At 58.8% G+C, this 22,152-nt stretch carries 24 protein-coding genes; 9 read left to right on the forward strand and 15 right to left on the reverse strand.

What is annotated here, in order from left to right; all coding sequences use genetic code 11:
* Positions 1-10: 10 nt before the first annotated feature.
* The 3 genes from ACZ5RI_RS03105 to ACZ5RI_RS03115 are packed head-to-tail and all read right to left on the reverse strand — an operon-like array spanning position 11 to position 2,443.
* Complete coding sequence (locus ACZ5RI_RS03105) at positions 11-1,387, reverse strand: ATP-binding protein (protein ID WP_464514647.1); 1,377 nt, start codon at positions 1,385-1,387, stop codon at positions 11-13.
* Complete coding sequence (locus ACZ5RI_RS03110) at positions 1,365-2,063, reverse strand: response regulator (RefSeq protein WP_464514648.1); 699 nt, start codon at positions 2,061-2,063, stop codon at positions 1,365-1,367. The genes ACZ5RI_RS03105 and ACZ5RI_RS03110 overlap by 23 nt, the downstream gene beginning before the upstream one ends.
* Positions 2,060-2,443: a MarR family winged helix-turn-helix transcriptional regulator gene (locus ACZ5RI_RS03115; RefSeq protein ID WP_464514649.1), complete on the reverse strand. Its 384-nt coding sequence runs from the start codon at positions 2,441-2,443 to the stop codon at positions 2,060-2,062. Before ACZ5RI_RS03115 ends, ACZ5RI_RS03110 begins: the two co-directional genes overlap by 4 nt.
* Before the next feature lie 166 nt (positions 2,444-2,609).
* Between ACZ5RI_RS03115 and ACZ5RI_RS03120 the strand changes: the two genes are divergently transcribed.
* The gene (locus tag ACZ5RI_RS03120) at positions 2,610-3,506 is read left to right on the forward strand and encodes a branched-chain amino acid aminotransferase (protein WP_464514650.1); all 897 of its coding nucleotides are present in this window, start codon (positions 2,610-2,612) and stop codon (positions 3,504-3,506) included.
* A 116-nt stretch (positions 3,507-3,622) separates the two neighbouring features.
* On the forward strand, positions 3,623-4,099 hold the full coding sequence (locus ACZ5RI_RS03125; RefSeq protein WP_464514651.1) for a DUF4365 domain-containing protein: 477 nt from the start codon (positions 3,623-3,625) through the stop codon (positions 4,097-4,099).
* A 19-nt stretch (positions 4,100-4,118) separates the two neighbouring features.
* Here ACZ5RI_RS03125 and ACZ5RI_RS03130 read toward each other — a convergent pair whose 3' ends face one another.
* From ACZ5RI_RS03130 to ACZ5RI_RS03145, 4 genes are read right to left on the reverse strand one after another with little or no spacing between them, the layout of a single operon-like run.
* On the reverse strand, positions 4,119-5,018 hold the full coding sequence (locus tag ACZ5RI_RS03130) for an EamA/RhaT family transporter (protein WP_464514652.1): 900 nt from the start codon (positions 5,016-5,018) through the stop codon (positions 4,119-4,121).
* Position 5,019: 1 nt separating this feature from the next.
* The gene (gene pgsA / locus ACZ5RI_RS03135; protein ID WP_464514653.1) at positions 5,020-5,595 is read right to left on the reverse strand and encodes a CDP-diacylglycerol--glycerol-3-phosphate 3-phosphatidyltransferase; all 576 of its coding nucleotides are present in this window, start codon (positions 5,593-5,595) and stop codon (positions 5,020-5,022) included.
* 9 nt (positions 5,596-5,604) lie between these two features.
* The gene (uvrC, locus tag ACZ5RI_RS03140; RefSeq protein WP_464514654.1) at positions 5,605-7,572 is read right to left on the reverse strand and encodes an excinuclease ABC subunit UvrC; all 1,968 of its coding nucleotides are present in this window, start codon (positions 7,570-7,572) and stop codon (positions 5,605-5,607) included.
* 50 nt (positions 7,573-7,622) lie between these two features.
* A complete protein-coding gene (locus tag ACZ5RI_RS03145; RefSeq protein WP_464514655.1) occupies positions 7,623-8,024 on the reverse strand; it encodes a dihydroneopterin aldolase in 402 nt (133 codons plus the stop codon).
* Between the two features lie 96 nt (positions 8,025-8,120).
* Between ACZ5RI_RS03145 and ACZ5RI_RS03150 the strand changes: the two genes are divergently transcribed.
* Positions 8,121-8,540 carry a dihydroneopterin aldolase gene (locus ACZ5RI_RS03150; protein WP_464514656.1) on the forward strand — a complete coding sequence of 140 codons (420 nt, stop codon included), beginning with the start codon at positions 8,121-8,123 and terminating at the stop codon, positions 8,538-8,540.
* Between the two features lie 36 nt (positions 8,541-8,576).
* Complete coding sequence (locus tag ACZ5RI_RS03155; protein ID WP_464514657.1) at positions 8,577-9,389, forward strand: SDR family oxidoreductase; 813 nt, start codon at positions 8,577-8,579, stop codon at positions 9,387-9,389.
* Here ACZ5RI_RS03155 and trpS read toward each other — a convergent pair.
* The 5 genes from trpS to ACZ5RI_RS03180 all read right to left on the reverse strand — a co-directional run bounded on the left by trpS (position 9,379) and on the right by ACZ5RI_RS03180 (position 14,873).
* Positions 9,379-10,407 (reverse strand): tryptophan--tRNA ligase, encoded by a 1,029-nt coding sequence (gene trpS / locus ACZ5RI_RS03160; protein ID WP_464514658.1) that lies wholly within the window; start codon positions 10,405-10,407, stop codon positions 9,379-9,381. The two genes, ACZ5RI_RS03155 and trpS, sit on opposite strands and share 11 nt — an antisense overlap.
* Positions 10,408-10,471: 64 nt before the next feature.
* Entirely contained in the window at positions 10,472-13,234 is a 2,763-nt protein-coding gene (locus ACZ5RI_RS03165) for a [protein-PII] uridylyltransferase (protein WP_464514659.1), read from the reverse strand.
* Between the two features lie 59 nt (positions 13,235-13,293).
* Positions 13,294-13,677 (reverse strand): divalent-cation tolerance protein CutA, encoded by a 384-nt coding sequence (gene cutA / locus ACZ5RI_RS03170; protein WP_464514660.1) that lies wholly within the window; start codon positions 13,675-13,677, stop codon positions 13,294-13,296.
* A gap of 72 nt (positions 13,678-13,749) precedes the next feature.
* The gene (locus ACZ5RI_RS03175) at positions 13,750-13,953 is read right to left on the reverse strand and encodes a cold-shock protein (RefSeq protein ID WP_464514661.1); all 204 of its coding nucleotides are present in this window, start codon (positions 13,951-13,953) and stop codon (positions 13,750-13,752) included.
* A gap of 326 nt (positions 13,954-14,279) precedes the next feature.
* Positions 14,280-14,873 carry a superoxide dismutase family protein gene (locus ACZ5RI_RS03180; protein WP_464514662.1) on the reverse strand — a complete coding sequence of 198 codons (594 nt, stop codon included), beginning with the start codon at positions 14,871-14,873 and terminating at the stop codon, positions 14,280-14,282.
* A gap of 177 nt (positions 14,874-15,050) precedes the next feature.
* Here ACZ5RI_RS03180 and ACZ5RI_RS03185 point away from each other — a divergent pair, with 177 nt between their 5' ends.
* A complete protein-coding gene (locus ACZ5RI_RS03185) occupies positions 15,051-15,722 on the forward strand; it encodes a thymidine kinase (RefSeq protein WP_464514663.1) in 672 nt (223 codons plus the stop codon).
* Positions 15,723-15,837: 115 nt separating this feature from the next.
* A complete protein-coding gene (locus ACZ5RI_RS03190) occupies positions 15,838-17,487 on the forward strand; it encodes a family 43 glycosylhydrolase (protein ID WP_464514664.1) in 1,650 nt (549 codons plus the stop codon).
* A gap of 77 nt (positions 17,488-17,564) precedes the next feature.
* Here ACZ5RI_RS03190 and ACZ5RI_RS03195 read toward each other — a convergent pair whose 3' ends face one another.
* Together ACZ5RI_RS03195 and ACZ5RI_RS03200 are read right to left on the reverse strand one after the other, a co-directional pair.
* Positions 17,565-17,957: a hypothetical protein gene (locus ACZ5RI_RS03195; RefSeq protein ID WP_464514665.1), complete on the reverse strand. Its 393-nt coding sequence runs from the start codon at positions 17,955-17,957 to the stop codon at positions 17,565-17,567.
* 107 nt (positions 17,958-18,064) lie between these two features.
* Positions 18,065-19,087, reverse strand: coding sequence for an aspartate-semialdehyde dehydrogenase (locus tag ACZ5RI_RS03200; RefSeq protein WP_464514666.1), 1,023 nt, complete (start codon positions 19,085-19,087; stop codon positions 18,065-18,067).
* A 210-nt stretch (positions 19,088-19,297) separates the two neighbouring features.
* On the opposite strand from ACZ5RI_RS03200, the gene ACZ5RI_RS03205 reads away from it, so the two are divergent.
* From ACZ5RI_RS03205 to thiE, 3 genes are read left to right on the forward strand one after another with little or no spacing between them, the layout of a single operon-like run.
* Positions 19,298-19,786, forward strand: coding sequence for a hypothetical protein (locus tag ACZ5RI_RS03205; RefSeq protein WP_464514667.1), 489 nt, complete (start codon positions 19,298-19,300; stop codon positions 19,784-19,786).
* A gap of 56 nt (positions 19,787-19,842) precedes the next feature.
* The gene (gene thiM / locus ACZ5RI_RS03210) at positions 19,843-20,658 is read left to right on the forward strand and encodes a hydroxyethylthiazole kinase (protein ID WP_464514668.1); all 816 of its coding nucleotides are present in this window, start codon (positions 19,843-19,845) and stop codon (positions 20,656-20,658) included.
* Positions 20,643-21,263 carry a thiamine phosphate synthase gene (thiE, locus tag ACZ5RI_RS03215; RefSeq protein WP_464514669.1) on the forward strand — a complete coding sequence of 207 codons (621 nt, stop codon included), beginning with the start codon at positions 20,643-20,645 and terminating at the stop codon, positions 21,261-21,263. The genes thiM and thiE overlap by 16 nt, the downstream gene beginning before the upstream one ends.
* On the opposite strand, the gene ACZ5RI_RS03220 is transcribed toward thiE, so the two are convergent.
* Positions 21,260-22,000, reverse strand: a complete 741-nt coding sequence (locus ACZ5RI_RS03220; protein WP_464514670.1) for an alpha/beta fold hydrolase — start codon at positions 21,998-22,000, stop codon at positions 21,260-21,262. The two genes, thiE and ACZ5RI_RS03220, sit on opposite strands and share 4 nt — an antisense overlap.
* Positions 22,001-22,152 lie beyond the last annotated feature (152 nt).

The following is a 22,152-nucleotide window of genomic DNA, read 5'->3' on the forward strand; positions in this document are numbered from 1 at the left end:
TAATCGCAATTTAAACCGGTAGCCGGACTGTGGCGCGCAGGCCCCCCAAAGGGGCCTGCCCCAGCGCCAGCTCGCCACCATGGGCCCGGGCAAAGTCACGCGCGATCGCCAGCCCCAGACCGACGCCCCCGCTTTGCAGGTTGCGGCCTTCGTCAAGCCGGTGGAAGGGCCGGAAGGCTTCTTCGCGGCGGCCCTCGGGGATCCCGGGGCCATCATCATCGACATGAATTTCGGCAAAGCGTGCCCCCAGCACCAGGCTGACGGCCACATGGGGGGCGTGCTTTAACCCGTTCTCGATCAGGTTGGAAACGCAGCGCCGCAAGGCATAGGTCTTGACCGGCAACAAAATCCCGGCGGGCAGATCAAGGCTGATCCGCTCCGGTGCCTTGCCGCGTCCGGCGGTGGCGGCGACATCGGCCACCAGCACGCCAATATCTGTCAGTTCGCTTTTTTCGCCGCCTTCACCGCGGGCGAAATCGAGATATTCGTGCACCATGCGCTCCATCTCGGCAGCATCTTCGGTCAGCGCATTGGTCTCGTCATTGGGCTGCATCAGCGCCAGTTGCAGGCGCATGCGGGTGAGCGGGGTTTTAAGGTCGTGGCTCACCCCGGCCAGCATTTCGGTGCGTTGCTGGACATAGCGCTTGATGCGCGCCCGCATGGTCAGGAAGGCTTGTGCGGCCCGGCGCACCTCGGCCGCGCCATAGGGTTTGAAATCGGGCACATCGCGGCCCTTGCCAAAGGCTTCGGCGGCGCGGGCCAGTTGTTCGATCGGGCGGACCTGATTGCGCAGAAACAGCACCGCCACCGCGATCAGGATCAGCGAGGACCCGGCCATCCATGCCAGGAACAGATCTGGTGCCGAGACCGTGACGCGGTCGCGCGGTACAATCATGTGCAGCACGCCGTCATGGACCTCCAGCGCAATGTCATATTCCTGGGCACCGACGCGACGCTTGGCGAACAGGCGGTCTTCACCGATCTGCTGACCAATGGTCTGATCCAGCGCGCGGTCGATGGTGTTGCGTGGTACGAAATCATCGTTGCGCGGCAGCTTTTCATTCGCCTTGAAGATCAGCTGAAAGCGCAACTGCTCTTGCGCCATGGCCCGCAGGCGCAGGCGTTCGGGCCCGCGGTAATTATCTTCAAGCGACATTAAAAAGGCGGCATCGGCGGCAATGTCGCGCGCCATGCGCCGGGTGGTGACATCCAGCTCGTGTTCAAAAAAGACGTAAGACACAATGCCTTGCATCAGGATCATCGGTGCCACGATGATGATCAGCGAACGTTGAAACAGCCCGTGGGGCATAATGTTGTGCAAAAGCTGACCAGGGCGGTACAGCGACCAGAGCTGGCTTAACGCCTCACGCGTCCGGGACCAGGACATAGCCCACACTCCGCACGGTTTGTAGGTAAAGGGGAAGTTTGGGGTCTTCCTCGATCTTGCGCCGGAGGCGGGTGACCTGCACGTCGATGGTCCGTTCCAGCGCAACGCCAAGGCGGGCACACAAATCCGCCCGCGAGAATGGTCGGCCGACATTGGCGGAGAACAGTTGCAGCAGAGCGGCTTCCGAACTGGTCAGTTTGACCGGCTTGCCCTTGCGCAACAGGATACCCCGATTAGCGTCGAAAACACATTCGCCCATACGGACTTCGCTGGTGGTCTGGGTAGCCGGCGGTGCGGCGCGGCGCAACAGCGCTTCGATGCGCAGTAACAGTTCGCGCGGTTCAAACGGCTTGGGCAGGTAATCATCTGCACCACATTCGAGGCCTTTGATGCGGTCCTCGGTCTCGCCACGGGCGGTCAGGATCAGCACCGGCACATTCGATCCGGCGCGCACCGACTTGGTGAAATCGAGGCCGTTTTCGCCCGGCATCATGACATCGACGATTAAGAGATCGAAGGCCATGCTTTTCATCAGGCTGCGGGCATCTTCGGCGCTGGCTGCCGCGCTGACCCGGAAACCGCCGGTGGTGAGATAGCGCTGTAACAGGCTGCGCAAGCGTTCGTCGTCATCGACGACCAGAAGGTGACAGTCCTGCAGCGGGGTTGCGTTGCTCATGGCGGTATATTGGCACGGTCTTGCGGATCGACCAACCCAAACAACACCTGGCGGAAACCTTCCACCGCTTCCTGCCCGGCACCGCGGAAGGCTGCGGCCAGCAGCGGGCGGCGGGCCTGCCACAGCGCCTCGGCCAGGGCCTCGCCACTGGCCGTCAGATAAAGGGCGCGCTTGCGTTTGTCATCACGACCGATTCGGCGCTCGATATAGCCGGTGGCGAGCAAATCGCTTAAGACCCGGTTGAGGCTCTGTTTGGTGATATGCAGTAGCCCGAGTAGCTCGGCGACGGACAATCCCTGATGGCGCCAGATAAAGTGCAGTGCGCGGGCATGGGCGTGGCCTATGGTTGATTCTTTTAAAACTAAATCGCTCTGCGACACAATATTTCGCATTGCAAGCAAAAGAAGATCGATTCCTTGCTTGAGTGCAGCGTCGCTTAGGTATAATGCGCGTGTATCAAACGGCATTCCGCCGTTTTTTATGTCAGACATACTGACACAAATAGACCGCCTGCCCCGGCAAGACAAGTGGTTGGAGGATGTGACAATGGCCGATTTGCTTCCCCTGGATGATCGTGATGGCGCTTTGTGGTTTGACGGCAAGCTTATCCCTTGGCGCGAGGCCAAGGTACACATCCTGACCCATGGATTGCATTACGCCTCCTGCGTATTCGAGGGTGAGCGGTATTATGGCCGGCGTATTTACAAGCAGAAAGAGCACACCCTGCGCCTGATCGAGAGCGCGCGCATTCTTGATATGAAAATTCCGTATACGGAAGACGAGATTAACAAGGCGTGCGAAGATACCATTGCCGCGCATCCTTTTGATGATGGCTATGTTCGTCCGCTGGTGTTCCGTGGCAGCGAGATGCTGTCGGTTGCTGGTCAGCGCAACAAGGTCCATTTCGGCGTTGCGGTATGGCAGTGGCCGTCCTATTTCGATGCAGCGACCAAGATGAAGGGCATCCGTCTCAGCATCTCGAAGTGGAAGCGCCCGGCACCCGATTGCGCCCCGTGCAGCTCCAAGGCGGCGGGTCTGTATATGATCTGCACCCTGTCTAAGCATGCGGCCGAAGCCGAAGGCTATGCCGATGCCCTGATGTATGATTATCGCGGCTTTGTTGCGGAATCCTCGGGTGCCAACATCGTCTTCGTCAAGGATGGTGAACTGCATACGCCGACGCCGGATTGCTTCCTCGATTCCATCACCCGCCGGGTGGTGCAGGGCCTTGCGGTCAAGCGCGGCATCAAGGTCAATGTTCGTCATATTAAGCCGGAAGAGCTGGGCACCTTCAGCGAAGCGTTCCTGACCGGCACTGCGGCGGAAGTCACGCCGATTTCTGAAATCGGCCCCTATCGCTATACGCCGGGCAAGATTTCGGAAATGCTGATGCACGATTATTCCGCTGATGTGGTGGCCAAGGTGTCCGCCGTAGACCTCTGAGCGGTTTTATCAGCGGTGATTTTGAAAAAGGGCGGGGCGCAATCCCCGCCTTTTTTGTTGTTATTGGCCAATATGAGGTGCCAACTGATCTATAAAACGAGCAACGGGGTGAAGAAATGTCTGCACTGCAGAACTGGAGCAAACTGAACAAATTACAGGTTGGCAAGTATGCAGAATACTTTGTCAAAATGGCATTCACTGGACGTGGGTTCTATGTCTATACCCCAGAAATTGATGATCAGGGCATAGATTTTGTCATTCGTTTAGGCTCAGAAAAAAATACCGTCCCACCGAAATATTTTGAAATACAGGTTAAAGCGCTGCGTGATGGCGGCTACACCTTTATGCAGACGGAAAAATTTGAAATTGCCGAAAATCTATATCTCGCACTTGTTATCCTGACGGATGGTGTGGAGCCGGAACTGTATCTGATCCCATCAACGGTGTGGAGTGAACCTAATGGTCCATTTACGCATCGGAAATATGAAGGCAAGAAAAGTAAGCCGGAATATGGAATGACTGTTAATAAGAAATGGGCAGATGTTCTTAAGGAATATACGTTTTCTCAAATCGTGGAAACACTAGGGAAATAGTTTCCTGTAGCTTAGATTTTTACGTTTCCGTCCACACCAGCGCGGCACAGCCGACGGCGATTAAGATAATACCGACAGCTTCGCGGGCGGTGGTTTTCTGTTTAAAAATAAAATGTGTCGCGCCCTGAGCAAACAGCACCTCAATCAGGGCCAGCGTACGGACATTGGCCGCCGAGGTCAGCGCAAAAGCAAAAAACCATAACTGCGTTGCGGCCGCGCCCATGAAGCCCGCCATCAGCGATGGTCGCCACTGACCGATGATTGCCGCCATAACGCCGGGCTGCCGCCAGAGGAGATAGAGGCTGAGCAGCGCTGCCTGCAGGCCCAGAACCACCATCAGCGAAAAGCTGGTGGTCATGGCCAGTGATGCGCCGTGTAAGGATAAAATCGCTCCGCGATAGGCCACCACCGAAATGGCAAACAGAGCCGCCGACATCAGGCCCTTGGCAACCGGTCGCCATGTGCCGGATGCTGTCTTGTCGCCTTCGCTAGTGCGAAACGACATGACAAACACGCCCACCGTGGCAACCACAATGGCCGCCGCGGCAGGCAGGCTTAAGGCGTCGCCCAGCACGATCAGGCCAAACAGCGCAACCAGTATCGGCTCGGTTTTCAAATAGGCGATGGTGACGACGAAAGATCGCTCGGTCATCGCCATCAGCATCAAGGCGGTGGCGATAATCTGGGTCAGGGCCCCGGCCAGAATCCAGCCGCAGAAGCTGGCACTTACCACGGGGATTTTCGCTCCCATGGCACAGGCGATGGCGAAGAAGATCAGCGCGAAAGGGAAGCCGAATAAGAACCGCACATGGGTAGCCCCCGCCGCCCCCAGGCTGGCGGTCAGCTCGCGCTGCATGGCGTTACGCGCGGTTTGCCCCGCAGCTGCCAGAACGGTGAAGACCGGCCATAAACCCAACATATCAGGCGCTGGGCAGGATGCTGCCGCGGGTATGGGCAAGGCCCGCGCGCAAATAGGCGTAACCGGTGATGACGGTCAGCACCGCGGCTATCCACAGCGCGACATAGGCAAAGGCCAGAACGCCGGGCACGGTTTTATCGAGCGCCGGTCCTAAAATCATCGCTGCGATGGCGATCATCTGGATGGTGGTCTTGATCTTGGCAAAAAAGGTCACTGGCACGCTGACGCGGGCCCCGGCGAGAAATTCGCGCAAACCCGACACCAGAAATTCGCGAGACAGGATGACCAGCGCAGGCACCATCTTCCAGCCATCGAAATGGCCCTGTGCCACCAGGATCATCAGCGCCACCCCAACCAGAATTTTGTCGGCGATGGGGTCGAGCATGCGGCCAAAATCGCTGCCGGCATTGAATTTGCGGGCGATGTAGCCATCAAGCCCGTCGCTGATGCCGGCGATGCAGAAAATGGCAAAAGCCAGCATGCGGCTGGAATCGCTGGGGTCGCCCCACAGCACAAGGGCGAATACCGGCACCAGGGCGATGCGCAAGATGGTCAGGATATTGGGTACAGCAAGCATTGTGACAGTTTACTCCCGCCGACCGCCTTGATGGAAGAAGTCATATATCTTTGCGGCCAGTGTTTCTGAAATACCGGCCACCGCCTGAATGTCGGCGAGGCTGGCGCTGGTGACGGCCTTTGCTGAACCAAAATGGCGCAACAAGGCTTTTTTGCGTGATGCCCCGATGCCGGGAATCTCGTCGAGTGGATTGGCCGCAATGGCGCGGGTCCGCTTGGCGCGATGGCTGCCAATGGCATAGCGATGGGCTTCGTCTCTAAGTCGTTGTAAATAATATAGGACCGGGCTCTGGGCTGGCATCCGGAACGGCTCGCGGCCGGCAAGGTGAAAATGCTCGAAGCCGCCTTCATGCTCGGCCGCCTTGGAGATGGCGACCAGCGCCACGCCCTCAACCCCCAGCTCGTCAAACACCGCTTGCACCATCGCCAGTTGCCCCGGTCCACCGTCAAGCAGGACCAGATCGGGCCGTTTCACATTTGCGTCATTGCTCTCGATCAGGCGGGCAAAACGGCGGGTCAGCACCTCGCGCATCATGCCGAAATCATCGTCGGTGCTGGCGGTCTTGATGTTGAAGCGGCGGTATTCGCCTTTCTCAAAGCCATCCGGCCCGGCCACGATCATCCCGCCCACGGCATGGGCGCCCTGAATGTGGGAGTTATCATAGACCTCGATGCGGGCCGGGGGAGTTTCCAGCCCAAAGGCTTCGGCTACACCGGCCATCAGCTGGCGCTGGGCGGCATTCTCTGACAGGCGGCGGCCCAACTGCTCGCGCGCATTGGTGCGGGCGGCATCGACGATCTCGCGCTTCTCGCCGCGTTCCGGCACCAGGATCTGCACCTTGTATCCGGCGCGGGCTGACAAGGCCTCGGCCAGCAGGGGGGCATTCTCGATCGGGTCGGATAGCAGAAGTAGCGGCGGCGGGGTGCGCTCGTCATAAAACTGGCTGATGAAAGCTTCCAGAATGTCGCCGGCACTGGCATCGGCACTGTGGCGCGGGAAATAGGGCTGGTTGCCCCAGTTCTGCCCGGCACGGAAGAAGAACACCTGCACACAGGAGCCGCCGCCATCGCGGTGCAGGGCGAACAGATCGGCTTCGGAAAAGCTGGTGGGGTTTATGCCCTGACGCTGCTGGACATGGCTCAGCGCCCGCACGCGGTCGCGCATCACCGCCGCCGCTTCAAAGTCGAGCGCTTCAGAGGCCGCTTCCATTTGTGCCAGATATTCTTCCTGCAGCGCGCGGCTTTTGCCCGACAGGAAGCGGCGCGCTTCATCGACCAGTCCGGCATAATCCTTCTGGCTGATGCGGCCCACGCACGGGGCGGCGCAGCGCTTGATCTGGAACAAAAGGCAAGGGCGGGTGCGGGTGGAAAATACCGCATCGGTGCAGGCGCGCAATAAAAACGCCCGCTGTAGGGTGTCGAGCGTGTCGTTGACCGCGGTGGCGCTGGCAAAGGGCCCGAAATAGGTGCCGCGGATCGACCGGGCGCCACGGTGTTTCAGCACCTGCGGGTAATCATGGTCGCTGCGCAGCAGGATTTCCGGGAAGGATTTATCATCACGCAGCAAGATGTTGTAATAGGGTTTTAGCCGCTTAATCAGATTGGCTTCGAGCAGCAGCGCTTCAATTTCCGATGCCGTGGTGATGAACAGCATCTCCACCGTTTCGGTGATCATGCGCATAATGCGGCCGTTATGACCGCCCGGCTTGGCGTAATTGGCCACGCGCTTTTTGAGGCTTTTGGCCTTGCCGACATAGAGCACATCGCCCTTGGCCCCGATCATACGATAGACGCCGGGCAGATCGGGCAGGTCTTTGACATATTCGGCAATGCGCGCTGATCCGGTCAGCGGTGCGGGCTCTGCTTCGGAATTTATCGCGGGCGCAGGTTCACTTTGCGTTGGTACCACCGTCGTGGGGGCGATCAACGCTTCGGTTGGTGTCTGATTCTGGGCCGGATCATAAGGCCGGTTGTTCATGACCAAATGCTCTGCCTAATGCTCCGCCAAACACTCCGGGTGCGTAGCATTTATGGACGGGTACGTTCGATCTCGACCCCGACGGATTCGGCCCCCGGCAACGCGGTGAGCTTTTCGACCCGGATGCGGGCGCTGTGCACCCGGCGGTCAGCAAAGCACAGGGTGGCGATACGTTCCGCCATGGTTTCGGCCAGATTGATGTGGCCGGTTTCAATCAGCGCACGGATGCGGTTGGCGATCACTTCGTAATCGACCACGCTGTCGAGATTGTCTTCATCGACTGGCGCCTCGGCCACACCAAGATCGACGCTGATACGCACCGGCTGCAGCACGCCCTTTTCGTGGCCGTGAATGCCGATATCGGCTTGCAGTTCCAGATTGCGGACGAAAACATGGCGGATGGCCTTCGCCGCATCGGCGATGCGCAGCGGATAAATGTTGCCGCCTGCCATGGTGTTTTCCTACTCGTCCGAAGGGGCGCGTTTTACGCCCGCGCAATTGTTATCACTGGAGGCCAATGCTATATAATCAACACAGGCATTCTGCAAATGCTCTCTACAGTTGATGGGTTTCGGATGCGCGCAGGCGGCTATCAGCGCTTTATTCTCAAAGATATCGTTACCGAGGTGCATCTCGGGTTTCATCCGTGGGAACAGCATCCCGAACGCCCGCAGCGCGTCGTGGTCAATGTCGAAATGTTCGCCGATGACGCCGCCCCGCGCGATACCGAGGCCAGCGGCCCTCTTGTCGATTACGACACCGTGCGCACTGCCATTAAGGCGTGGCCCGAACGTCCGCATACCAAATATATTGAGACGCTGCTGGAAGAACTGGTGGCGCTCTGTTTCGAGAATTCCAACGTTAACGCCTGCCGGGTGTCCATTCTGAAACCAGATATTTTTAACGAAGCGGCGGGCGCCGGTGTCGAAATTTTCAGAAGCCGACCGGGGAAAACACTGCCGGAATAAGGCATTACCCGGGGGCTGGCAGCCATGGAGGGGGATATGTCGGATTTTCCGGATACGCGCGGTTATGCGCTGGTCACAGGCGCAGGTGTACGCATCGGGGCGGTGATCGCCCGCAGACTGGCCGAAGATGGCTGGTCCGTCGTCATTCATACCAACCATTCACAGGCCGAAGCCGCTGCGCTGGCGGCCGCCTTACGCTTTGATGGTTACAAGGCCATGGTGGTGCAGGGTGATCTGGTTAATCCGCGCATCATCAGTGACATTTTTGATCAGACGGCGGATTTTGGCTTTTGCAGCCTGCTGGTCAATTCGGCCTCGCGCTTTGCCTATGACAGCATGCCGGGCTTATCGGCGGAATCGCTCGACCAGATGTATGCGGTCAATTTGCGCGCCCCACTGCTTTTGACCCAACAGCTGGCCGAGCGGCTGCCGGACGAGGCGCGGGGGCTGGTGATCAATATCCTCGATCAGAAAGTGTTCAATCTGAACCCGGATTTCTTTTCCTATACGGTGATGAAATGCGCGCTGGAGGCGGCAACCCGGCTTGCAGCTCAGGCGTTGGCCCCACGGGTGCGGGTCTGTGGTATCGCGCCGGGCCTCAGCCTGCCCAGCAGCAGCCAGACACCCAAGGGCTTTGCCGATGCCCATGGCGAAACCCCGCTGGGTTTTGGCTGTACGCCGCAGGATATTGCCGAGACCGTCAGCTTCGTCGTCAAAATGGCACCAATGACCGGCAGCACCATCACGGTGGATGGCGGCCAAAGCCTGCACGCCCGTCCGCGCGACGTCATGTTCAGCCATGAGCATGACGCGCTGGGGGGTGATGGGGATAAAAAGATCAGCCGATAAAGCCGACGATCTGTTTCACATCCCGGATGATCGGTTCGGCCACGGCGGAAGCCTTTTCGGCACCATCGGCCAGAACCCGGTCAATCTCGGCCGGATCGGCGAGCAGGCGGCGCATTTCCGAAGCAATCGGGGTTAGTCTTGCCACAGCAACATCTGCCAGATCCGACTTGAAGCCCGAGAACTGTTGCCCGGCATATTGGGCAATCACCTCGGCTTTGGTCTTGCCAGAGAGCGCCACGAAAATGTTGATCAGGTTTTCGGCTTCCGGGCGGCCTTCGAGCTCTTTTTCGTCGGCGGGCAGCGGGGCCGGATCGGTCTTGGCCTTGCGGATTTTCTGGGCGATCAGTTCGGCATCGTCGGTCAGGTTAATGCGCGACAGATCACTGTCGTCTGACTTGGACATCTTCTTGGTGCCATCGCGTAGGCTCATCACACGGGTGCCGGCGGCCACGGTAACGGCCTCGGGTAGCGGGAAGAAGTCCGCCACGCCATAGTCGTTGTTGAACTTCTGGGCGATGTCACGGGCCAGTTCGAGATGCTGGCGCTGATCTTCGCCCACTGGGACGTGGGTTGCTTTGTAGACCAGAATATCGGCCGCCATCAGCATCGGATAGGTATAGAGGCCGACCGAAACCCGTTCCTTGTGCTTGCCAGCCTTTTCCTTGAACTGGGTCATGCGGTCCGCCCAGCCCATACGGGCGACGCAGTTAAAAATCCACGCCAGCTCGGCATGGGCGCGCACGCGGCTCTGATTGAAGATCGGACTTTTGCTGGTATCGACCCCGGCGGCAATATAGGCGGCCGCTACCTCGCGGGTTGCCTTGGCCAGCTCGACCGGTTTGCCATAGCCGACATCGGCGGTAATGGCGTGCATATCGACGACGCAATAGATGCAGGGCATCTGATCCTGGATACTGACCCAGTTCTTGAGCGCGCCAAGATAGTTACCCAGATGCAGCGTGTTGGTCGGCTGCATACCAGAGAAAACTAAAGACGGGTGCTTGGCGGCTTCGCTCATAATACGTGTCCCAAAGAAAGAAGACAAAAGAGGCTGGCGGTTATGCCCCGAAAGCCGGGACGGCTCAAGTGTGAGCCGCGCGCTTTGCCTTGTCCTTTTTGCCTTCAACGGCGATCAAAAGGCTGGCTTCAACCGCTTTGAGCTTGTCGAGGTGGGTAATTTTATGACCGAAGGCGTCGCGGACATAGAAAACGTCGACCACCCGCTCACCATAGGTGGCGATCATCGCCGAGGAAATCGACAACCCGGCGTGGAATAGCGCCGAGGCGACGTCATTGAGGAAGCCGAGCCGGTCCGGCCCCCGTACCTCGATCACCGTGGCGGTGGTCGATGCGTCATTATCAAAATTAACCCGTGCTGGCACGGTGAAGGCCTTGTTACGGCCACGGGTCGAGCGCTGGGCGATCAGGGTGCGCGGGAAAATTTCGCCTGCGATGGTCTTCTCAATGGTCTGGCGCAGGCGGCTCAGCCGGGCCTCGTCATCGAAGGGGCCGCCTTCGGCATCCAGCACCGAGAAGACATCGAGTGCAAAGCCATCCGACGTGGTGAAAGCCTTGGCATCGACAATCGAGCCACCCGCCACCGCAATGGCACCTGAAATACGGGCGAAAACACCGGGGTGGTCGGGGGCATAGATGGCGATTTCCATCACCGCCCGCACTTTGTTGGGAATGGCTTCAAAGCCGAACAGCTTCTGGGCCATATCGGTATCGGCCATCATGCGGGCGTGGCGCTCGTGCATGGCGGTATCAAAGGCCAGCCAATAGGAATCATAATGGCGCTCAAGATTGTGGTTGCGCACATCTTCGGGCAGATCAGCGATCTTTTCTGCCAGCGTATGCTTGGCCGAGTGCACCCGGGCACTGTGGGCGCGCACGGTATCACCGCCACTCATCACCGCCTCGGCTTCGTAATAGAGCTCGCGTAGCAGCTGGGCCTTCCAGCCGTTCCAGACGCCGGGGCCCACGGCACAGATATCGGCCACCGTCAGGATCAGCAGGTAGCGCAGCATTTCCGGCGACTGCACGATCGAGACAAAATCGTGAACCGTTTTGGGGTCGGAAATATCGCGGCGCTGGGCGATATCGCTCATCACCAGATGGTTTTTGACCAGCCAGTCGACCGAGGCGATATCCTCTGCTGGCAGGCCAAAACGGGCGCAAACCGTCTGGGCAATGGCACCGCCCAGCACAGAATGATCGCCCTCCAGTCCCTTGGCGATATCATGCAGCAGCATGGCGCAATACAGCACCTCGCGCGACTTGATACGCCGGATGATGTCGGTGGCGATGGGGTGTTCTTCTTCGAACCGATTATGCTCAATCGCCGCGACATAGCCGATGGCGCGGATCAGATGCTCGTCCACCGTATAGTGGTGATACATATTAAATTGCATCAGCGCGACGATGCGGCCAAATTCCGGCACAAAACGGCCCAGCACGCCGGCCTCGTTCATCAGCTTCAGAGCCCAGTCGGGTTTGCGTGGCGAGCTTAAGATTTCAAGAAAAAGCGTGTTGGCGGATTTGTTCGCCCGCAAGGCATCATCGATCAGCGGCAATTGCCGTGTAATGGCGCGCAGGGCGTGGGGATGAATGTCGATTTCCTTGGCATCGGCCAGATGGAAAATGCGGATGAAATTGACCGGATCTTTGCTGAAGGTATTTTCCTGCGCATTGAGCCGACCGGTATCGACAAAGAAATCATCGCTTGAACTGCGCGGGCGCAGAAAGCCGGGCAGAATGCGGGTCAATCCCTCGCGGCGCTTGCGGTTCTGAAATTCCAGCGCGGCGCAGAAAATGCGGGTGAGGTCGCCGACATCCTTGGCCACCAGAAAATAAGCCCGCATGAAGTTTTCCACCGCCTGACGCGGATTCTCGTCGGTGAAGCCCAGTGCTGCAGCCAGCCCCGGCTGGGCATCGAAGGAAATGCGTTCTTCGGCCCGGCCCATCAGATAATGTAAGTGTACCCGCACATTCCATAAGAACGCTTCGGCCTTCTGGAAGGTTTCATATTCTTCCTGGCTGAAGACATTGTGCTGCACCAAGGCGGCGGCGTCATAAACGTGATAGAGATATTTGCCCATCCAGTAGAGGGTTTGCAGATCGCGCAAACCGCCCTTGCCTTCTTTGATGTTGGGCTCAACCAGATAGCGGGTTTCACCCTGACGAATATGGCGGTCGTCACGCTCGGCCAGTTTGGCTTCGACAAATTCCCGGCCCGAGCCGGTGGCAATTTCGGTCCAGAAGCGCTTGCGCAATTCGTCATAATGACTGTGTGCGCCGCCGATGAAACGCGCTTCTAAAAGGGCGGTGCAAATCGTGATGTCCTGCTTGCCCTGGCGCATACATTCGGTGACCGAGCGGGTGGCGTGGCCGACTTTCAGGCCCAGATCCCACAAGACATAAAGAATAAACTCGACAACATGGTCGCTGTCCGGCGGCGCTTTGGCGGCACGCAGGAACAACAGATCAATATCCGATCCCGGGGCCAGTTCGCCGCGGCCATAGCCGCCGGTGGCAACGACGGCCAGCGCCTCAGCCTCGCCGGGGGTGGTGTAGACCCGCGTGGTGGCAAACTCGAAGACGATGCGGATGATGGTGTCCTGAATCGCCGACAGCGACCGGGCGGCATCCAGCCCATGCAGGCCATGTTCCAGCACGTCGCTGCGCACCTTGTCGCGCACCGTGGTGAAGGCGGTCTTTAAGGGGGCAAAGAAGCGTTGGCGCAGTTCCGTGCTGTCGGTGATGCCTAATGTGGCGGCGGCAATGGCTTCACGCAGCGCGGCCCCATCAAGATAGGTGCTGTCTTCCGGTCCTTCGTAATTCACGCTTTCTGGCTCCAACGCGTTACCGGCCCATAGAAAGGGCTTAGAACGTCAAAAACAAGTTAACCTATTGCGGCAGTTTCGGCTTTTATCCAATCGAGATATTCAGCAGACCCTTCGACCGGCAGGGTTAAAAAGCACGGCAGCGTATAGGGGTGGCGTGCTTTTGCAGCCGTAATAGCGGCGGGAACCAAGCTGCGGCGGGTCTTAAAGAACACGCCAAATTCGGCATCGCTGTCGATTTTACCCTGCCAGCGGTACAGCGACGTCATCGGGGCAAATATGTTGGCGCAGGCAATCAGGCGGGCTTCAAGCTGGTCGCGCGCAATGGCGTCGGCGGCGTCTCGCCCGGCATCCGTTGCGGGGAAGGTGGAATAGAGGATGACAAATTCGGTTTGACCGGGTGTTTCTGATGTCTGCCCGGTCGCAGTCTGCTGCGTGTCCATCCTGTCCCCCAGATACGCAGACGGCGCGGAAGAGAAGCTCTCCTCCGCGCCGTCTGGTAAGCTACCCTCGGCTCAAACGAGCTTCAGATTCACGGCTTTCGGGCCGCGCTTGTCGGCTTCGACGTCGAAGCTAACGCGCTGACCTTCATTCAGGCTACGCAGGCCAGCAGCCTGAACAGCGGTCATGTGGACGAAAACGTCCTTCCCGCCAGTTTCCGGTGCAATGAACCCAAAACCTTTTGTCGTGTTGAAGAACTTAACTTGACCGATGGTCATGACGGCTTTCTCCTGAAAGCATTAGTATCCGCCGCAAACACCATGTTCACTGCGGTTGTCAAAGTCGCACCAAAATTTCAGGGAAAGCGTCGTCGTCGTCAGCCCTTGCGCCCTCACCCTTTTTGGAAGGGAGAAAGTTCTCTGGGCGCGCTTGAAACTTGTCTCTGCAGCTTGCGCGGCCTTAACAGTGCTTAGATATAGGCGTTCGCCACACTTATGGCAAGCAGGCCGGGGCCGCCGCAGGCACTGAAACTGTGATCGTTTCGCATCGGTTTCGGCCCTGCGGCAGGCCATTAACGGTATAAAACTGGGGACAGATCGTCCGGTTATTTCCGTGCGGCGGTTTTGGCCCGTGCCTTGGGGCCGATGGTGCGCACGATGGTGCCACAAGCCACGCGGGCACCGGCACCGCCATCGGGCGCGGTGAGATAGTCGTCAGCCTTGGCGTGAATGATGATCGAGGCCCCGTTGCGGTCGAACAGCGATTTTTTGCCATTACCTAAAGCAAAGTAATTGGTGAACATTGTGGCGTGCAGCACGCCATCGGCACCGGCAAACTGGTTGGGCAGATCGCCGGGGCGGGGCCCGCCGGTTACCAGATAGCCATGCGGGCGTGGCGGGTCGGCATCCAGATCGGGGCCGGCGGTGGTAAACTGCTTTTTTGCTTCGCAGGCGGCGCTGGTGTGTATCATTATGGCATGAGCGCCGGGCGTAAGCCCGTGGGCCTCAACCTCGATCAGGATGCCGCGCGCCACTTGCTGAAACGTCACCTTGCCGGCCTCGCTGCCGTCAAGGCCAATCAGGCGTGCCACGGCCCGCGATCGGGTCGCCGCATCGGCAGAGGTCGTGGCGACAAGCCATGTGGATAAAGCAATGACCCCGGCGCAGAACAGGGCGCCGGCTTTCCCCCCCGTGATCACAATATTCTCCTTAAATCTATACTCGCGAGAAAAGTGTGCGCCTTCCGGACTTCGCTTCGCAAGGGATACTCTGTCGCCCCTTTTGATGTGGACAACCCGGCCTTGAGCCAAATGTCTGCGCGCCGGGCGGGACGACTCGTGGGATAAAGCGCTTCGCTTGATGGGGAGAATGCGGTTATGGCGGCGCGTCTGGAAGTGATTACCGGTCCGATGTTTTCGGGCAAGACCGAACGGCTGATCGCCAGGTTGCATCGGGCGCAGTATGCCCGCAAAAGGGTGCGCATCCTGAAACCCGCCCATGATACCCGCACCCAGGGCGAGATTGCCTCGCGCGCTGTCACCCCGGACGGCGGCACAGAAGTTACCGCGACGCTGTCGGCCATCATGGTGCGTAGCGAGGCGGACTTCCGCCGCGTCACTGAGCCGATGGATTTCGACGTGCTGGCGGTGGACGAGGCACAGTTTTTCCCGCTTGATACCCCATTGCAGGATTGTCTCGGCTGGTTTGGCCGCGCGATCCGGGCTCTGTTGCGCGAAAAACGCGAGAGTAATTTGCACATCATCATCGCCGGGCTGGATCTGGATTCCGCCGAACGGCCCTTCGGCCCGATGCCGGGTCTGCTGGCGCTGGCTGATTCGGTCGAGAAGCTGACCGGGGTGTGCATGGTGTGCGGCTCGGACGATGGCTTTATTTCGCAGCGGCTGATCGACAATGATAAGCAGCTGGTGGTCGGCGATACCGGTGAATATCAGGTGCGCTGCCGTGCCTGTTACGAGCCGCCTGCCTGCCATGGTGCCGCCCCGATCCTTGAGGACGAAATCGTCCGCCTTGATAAGGCTGCCGAGTAGGCAAATTCCCGTGATCATTCACTTTGGCGGTTGCCTGATGGTATTGCCATCCGTATTTTGGTAACCGGTTTCCATTTTGGGAGACCCAATAATAAGATTTGGGTTTGGGAGCATCATGACCATTTGTAATCGCCGGGAATCTTTGAGTGCCTTGCTGGCGGGGGCCGCAATTGTCTCTATCCCGGCCAAGGCAGCGACAGGCGGTGCTACCTGCCCGCCCAACACTGGATCTGTGGTGAAGGGGGCGATATCGCCATCGGGCATTGACTGGGCGTGGATGACATGGCCGCGCGGGATCGAAAACCAGCGCAAAGCCGATATGGGCGATGGCCGGTTCCTCAACCCTATCGTGGGGGGCGACCACCCTGACCCCAGCATCATCCGCGAAGGCCGCGACTATTACATGACCTTTTCGACCTTCGATGCCTATCCGGGGCTGCTGATCTGGCACTCGCGCGATCTGGTGAACTGGCAGCCGGTCACCGCCGCGCTGAAAAAGCCGATCGGCTCGGTCTGGGCGCCGGATTTATGTAAATATAAGGGCCGCTATTACATTTATATTCCGACCCGCAATCCCAACGGCATGTATGTGATTTCGGCTCCGAAAATTACCGGGCCATGGTCCGATCCGGTCGAGCTTGCGGGAATGGGCCGCTACATCGACCCCAACCACATCATTGGTGAAGACGGCAAACGCTATCTGGCGTTAAGCGGTGGTGATGTCGTGCAACTGGCCGAGGATGGCCTGTCCACCGTGGGGGTGCCGCGTCATGTTTATGACCCGTGGCATTATCCGGAAGACTGGGTGGTGGAATCCTTTTCGCCGGAAGGGCCGAAAATCTTCCGCCACGGTGACTATTTTTACATGCTGACGGCGGTCGGCGGCACCTCTGGCCCGCCCACCGGCCATATGGTGATTGCGGCGCGGGCCAAAAGCCTGTTCGGGCCGTGGGAGAATGCGCCCAATAATCCGCTGGTGCGCACCACATCGGCAGGGGAAAAATGGTGGTCGCGCGGCCATGCCAGCGCGGTGGAAGCCCCCGATGGTTCGTGGTGGCTGGTGTATCATGGCTATGAAAACGGGTTGTGGACGCTGGGCCGCCAGACCTTGCTGGCCCCGATGCGCTGGACCGCGGATGGCTGGATCGAGGCGTTGGGCGGTGACTTATCCACCCCCCTGCCTAAGCCGAAGGGCGGCGAGGCGCTGTCACACGGTATGGCGTTCTCGGATGATTTTTCGCGGGATCGTTTCGGTGAGCTGTGGAGCTTCTATCTGCCTGCCACGGACGAGATGAAGCGGGTGCGCTATGACCATGGTCTGGTGTTGCAGGCCAAAGGGAGCGAGCCGTTTGACAGTTCCCCGCTGGGCTTTCGCGTTGGCGATATTGCCTATGAAATCGAAACGGAAATCGAGATCAGTGAAGGCGCGCAGGCGGGGCTGTTGCTGTTCTATAACAAGCGGCTCTATTGCGGTCTGGGTTTCTCGGACAAGAATTTTATCATGCACCGGGGTGGGCTGGACCGACCGGGCGGCAAGCCCGCGGGCTATGGCCGCCATGTCTTTATCCGCATCCGTAACGAGGCGAACATCGTCACCATGCATTACAGCATCGACGGCAAGGTATGGACCAAACACGCCGTGCAGATGGAGGTGTCGGGCTATAACCACAACACTGCGTATGATTTTCTGGCCTTACGCCCCTCGCTTTATGTCGCGGGGGCGGGCGAGGCACGGTTTGCTTATGTGAAATACCAGGCGCTGTAAGTCAGCGCGTCTGTTCGCTTTGGCGGTAAGATTGGTGTGCTGTAAACTGGGGCCGGGCGTTTGTACCGGCCCCTTTTTTATTTGAGGTTACTGCGGCGCCGTTCGGTCAGCGCCACCGGCAGCTCGGTATAAAAGGCTTTGGCTTTTTCATAAATGTGCCGGGCGCGGACTTCTTCTGCCGCCTGGCGGCTGCCGAAGCTTTCGCCCTCGAACAGGTAGAGCGTGATCGGCAGGCCGGTGCGTTGGTCTTTGGCTTCGTAGGACGTAACCGCTTCGACCTGTTCGGCGGCGGTATCAAGCGCGTGGCGGAAATGGGCGTTGCCATCGCGCCGGTCCTGCATCTCCTGCGCCCGACGCTTTGCATTGCCGTCGTCGAAGGCTTTCAGTCGCGCCCAGGCCCTGGGGCCAAGAAAATAGACCGCGAACAAAAGCGCGACTGCGATCAGAAGATGGGGCAGGTCAAAGATCATGCCCAAAGATTGGATCGTGCCCGTCGAAATACAAGAGGCAAAACAAAAATGGCGGAGGGGGACTCCGCCATTTTCAGAAAAAAAACTAACGGCGATCCGCCTTTGGATCAGCCCTTCTTGGGCAACATGCCGCGATTGAGCAGCACTTCGGCGATCTGCACCGCGTTCAGCGCTGCGCCCTTGCGCAGGTTATCCGAAACGCACCACAGGTTCAGGCCATACTCAACCGTCGGGTCCTTGCGGATGCGGCTGATGTAGGTGGCGTCTTCTCCGGCGGTTTCGATTGGGGTGATATAGCCGCCATCTTCTGGCTTATCGACGACGAGGCAGCCGGGGGCTTCACGCAGGATTTCGCGCGCCTTGGCCGGGCTGATCGGACGTTCAAATTCGATATTGACCGCCTCGGAATGGCTGATGAACACCGGTACGCGCACGCAGGTGGCGGTGAGCTGGATATCGGGATCAAGGATCTTCTGGACCTCAACCGTCATCTTCCATTCTTCTTTGGTGTAATTGTCATCCATGAAGACGTCGATATGCGGGATGACGTTGAACGCGATGCGTTTGGTGAACTTCTTCGATTCAATCGGATCGGAAACAAAAATGGCACGGCTCTGACTGAACAGCTCGTCCATCCCGGCCTTACCGGCACCGGAGACGGACTGATAGGTCGAAACCACCACGCGCTTGATCTGGGCATAGTCATGCAACGGCTTTAAGGCCACGACCAGTTGGGCGGTCGAGCAGTTCGGATTGGCGATGATGCCTTTCTTAATGTCCTTGACGGCGTCGGCGTTAACTTCCGGCACGATCAGCGGCACCTGACGGTCCATGCGCCAGGTCGAGGAATTGTCGATGACAATCGCACCTTGTGCGGCGATCTTGGGCGACCATTCCTTGGAAACCGAACCGCCTGCGCTCATCAGAACAATGTCCGTGCCGGTAAAGTCGTAATAATCAAGCGCTTTAACCTTGAGCGTCTTGTCGCCGAAAGAAACATTCGTTCCGATAGACCTGGTAGAAGCCAGGGCCACCACTTCGCTGACGGGAAACTGGCGTTCCGCCAGAATGCTCAACATTTCGCGACCGACATTGCCGGTGGCGCCGACAACGGCGACTTTATACGACATGGTTCCGAATCCTAGTTGCATCTTCGGGGCGCATCTGCCCCACTCGCGATGCAATACAGGATGCGGCGGGCGCGGAAAAGAGCGCTGGTGCCGCGTCGATCAAATGGTTTCGACATAATGGCAAAGCGGCAACGGCCGACGCGGTGTGTTCAGTAAAGGAATAGCCTTTTGAGGATAAGAAAATTACTCACCGGATGCGTGTCTCTCGTTATGGTAGCGAATCTGTCGCAGGCTGCGGGAAAAGTGCATGTCGTGGGCAAAGCGCATGCTCCGGCGCTGTGTGCCTCGCAGGTCGAGCTGTCCATCATGCAGTTGACCGCGCTGCAGCAGGAACTGATGGATGCTGCGCTGACCTGCGGCGAGGCTGCCCGTAAGGATTATAACCAGCTGCAGACCAGTTACGGCCCCGTTTTGCGTGTTACCGATGCCCGTCTTCTGTCAATGTTTCGTCGGGTGAAGGGTCCTGCCGGGATGGCAGGTTACAATCTGTTCAAAACCAATTTGGCCTCGGCGGCGGAATTGCGCCGTGTGCAGGACGTCCCGGTGTTCTGCTCCGGTGCGTCGGCCAAAGCGGCGACAGCGCTGGGTTTACTGGAAACAAACCACAAATCCGGGGCCCGCCAGGCCGCGCTCCTGGCCTATGCCAATACGGCTGTGTCGGTCGATCCGGCCTGGCCGATTAAGGCGTGTACGCCTTAAAATTAAGCTGCAAAATTAAGCCCCCGAGTGTTTTTCGGGTATGTGAAAGGATGTGTATGATGCGGGAAGGTTTCGAGCCTTACGACCTGCTCAAAAAAATTCGGGCGACCAGCCCACTGATCCACCACATCACCAATGTGGTGACGATTTATGATTGTGCCCAGCTGGCCAAATCGTTTGGTGCATCACCTGTGATGGCGTCGGCCCCCGAAGAAGCCGCCGATATGGCGGCGCTGGCGTCGGCGCTGGTGCTGAATATCGGCACGTTACAGGAAAGCCAGATCACGGCCATGACGCTGGCGGCAAAGGCAGCCAATGCCAAAGGCATACCGGTGGTGCTGGATGTGTGTGGGGCCGGCGCTACCGCCTATCGTGACCGCACGGTGGCACGTCTTCTGGCCGAAACCCATATCGACATTATTAAAGGCAATGCATCTGAAATCGCCAGCGTTGCCGGTGCCGCGGCCAAGACCAAGGGTGTTGATTCCGGCAGCGTTGATGGCGATATCGCCACGCTGGCGTCGCAGCTGGCCAAGGCTAAGGCCGCTACTGTGGTGGTCACCGGTGCGGTCGATATTGTTACCGATGGCACCCGGACCTATCGCATCGCCAATGGCGAGGCGGTGATGGCCCTGGTCGTTGGTACCGGTTGCATGGCGGCCACGGCCATTGGTTGTTTCGCGGCGGTCGAGCCTGATCCGGTTAAAGCGGCGGTTAGTGGTTTGCTGGCCTATGAAATTGCCGCCGAGCAGGCGGTACATGTCGCGCCCACCCCGATGGCCTTCAAGATGTCCTTGTTTGATAAGGTGTTCTGGCTCGGGCCGGCGGCTCTGGCCGAAACCCAGAAAGTGGAAGAATGCCTGTTCGCCTGAACGGCTATTATTTCATCACCGACAGGGCTTTAAGCCGTGCGGGCAATCCGGCAGATGTGGCCGACGCCGTGTCTGCCGGGGTGCCGGTGGTGCAGTATCGCTGTAAGGCCGCTGACACCCGTCTGCTCTATGACGAGGCGCGGGCCCTCAACGCGTTGTGCCGGGGCAGTGCAACGGCCTTTGTGGTCAACGACCGGGTCGATATCGCGCTGGCGGTTGGGGCGGATGGTGTGCATCTGGGCCAGGACGATATGCCGATTGGCCCGGCGCGCCGCTTGCTAGGGCCCGATAAAATCATCGGTTTGACAGTGCATGATCTGGCCGAGGCGCGCCTGGCGGCCGGGACGGGGGCCGATTATCTCGGTGTCTCGCCGATTTTTGCCACGGCAACCAAACATGATGCCGGACCGGCGGCGGGCCTTACGCTGCTGGAGCAGATTAAATCCGCCGATCTAGGTTTGCCGCTGGTGGCGATTGGTGGAATCTCGCTGGCCAATGCGCCATCGGTCATCGCAGCCGGGGCCGACATGGTGTGCGCCATTTCGGCTGTGGTCACCAAGGCGGACCCTGCGGCGGCCATGACCGCATTTCAGCGGCTTTTTTAACTGTTAAGAAATTCGCAGATCTGTTGCTTGGCGGTCAGGTCCCCGACGGCGGTCATGTGATCGCGCCGGGGCAGTGACAGTGGGCGGGCAAAGCGAAACGCCGACGATAAGGGGGTGGGAGAGCCGGCAACCTCGTCCCGCTCGCCACACACCACCAATATGGGGTGGTTGATGGTGCGTAAGGTTTCGCGCGGCAGTCGGGGCGGTAGTGCGCGGATGCAGGCCGCCAGTGCTTTTTTATCTTTGCCGGGTTGCGAGGCGAACAGGCGGAAATTTTGTGCCAGTCCGCTTTCTTCGGTGTCGCGGTCGAGGGCGTTGGCGATGCTATCCACCGGCAAGGGTTTGTCGAAATAATGCGAACCAACCCCGGCTAGAACAATACGGCGCAGACGTTCGGGGTGGTGATGGGCCATTAACAGGGCCAGTGATGCCCCCATCGAATAGCCGACGATATCCACCTCGTGCAGGGACAGCGTATCGATCACGGCCAGAATGTCGGCCATCATATGTTCGCCATAGGCGGCCGGATCGTGCGGTTTATCGCTTTTGCCATGGCCGCGAAAATCCAGTGCCACTGCCTGACGACTGGCTTGCGCCAGGGTATAAAGCCAGCCGGTGCCATGCCAATTTTGTTCGATACTCGAGGCGTAGCCGTGCAGAAGTAGCACGGGTGCACCGCGCCCCATCGTCTCATAGGCGATGTTCAGCCCATCACTCGTGGTCGCGAATTCGGTCAAGGCGATCGTCTCCCGATTCCTAGGTGTAAAGCTTAAGGCATTCACGTTTAAATAGAAAGTTGTTCGCTTGGAACACGTTATGCGCTATCGGTGGCGATATCCTTAACCTGAATGCCTTGCGCTGGGCAGATGCTGGTATGATTTTAATCTGC

Source organism: Micropepsis pineolensis, assembly GCF_055392125.1.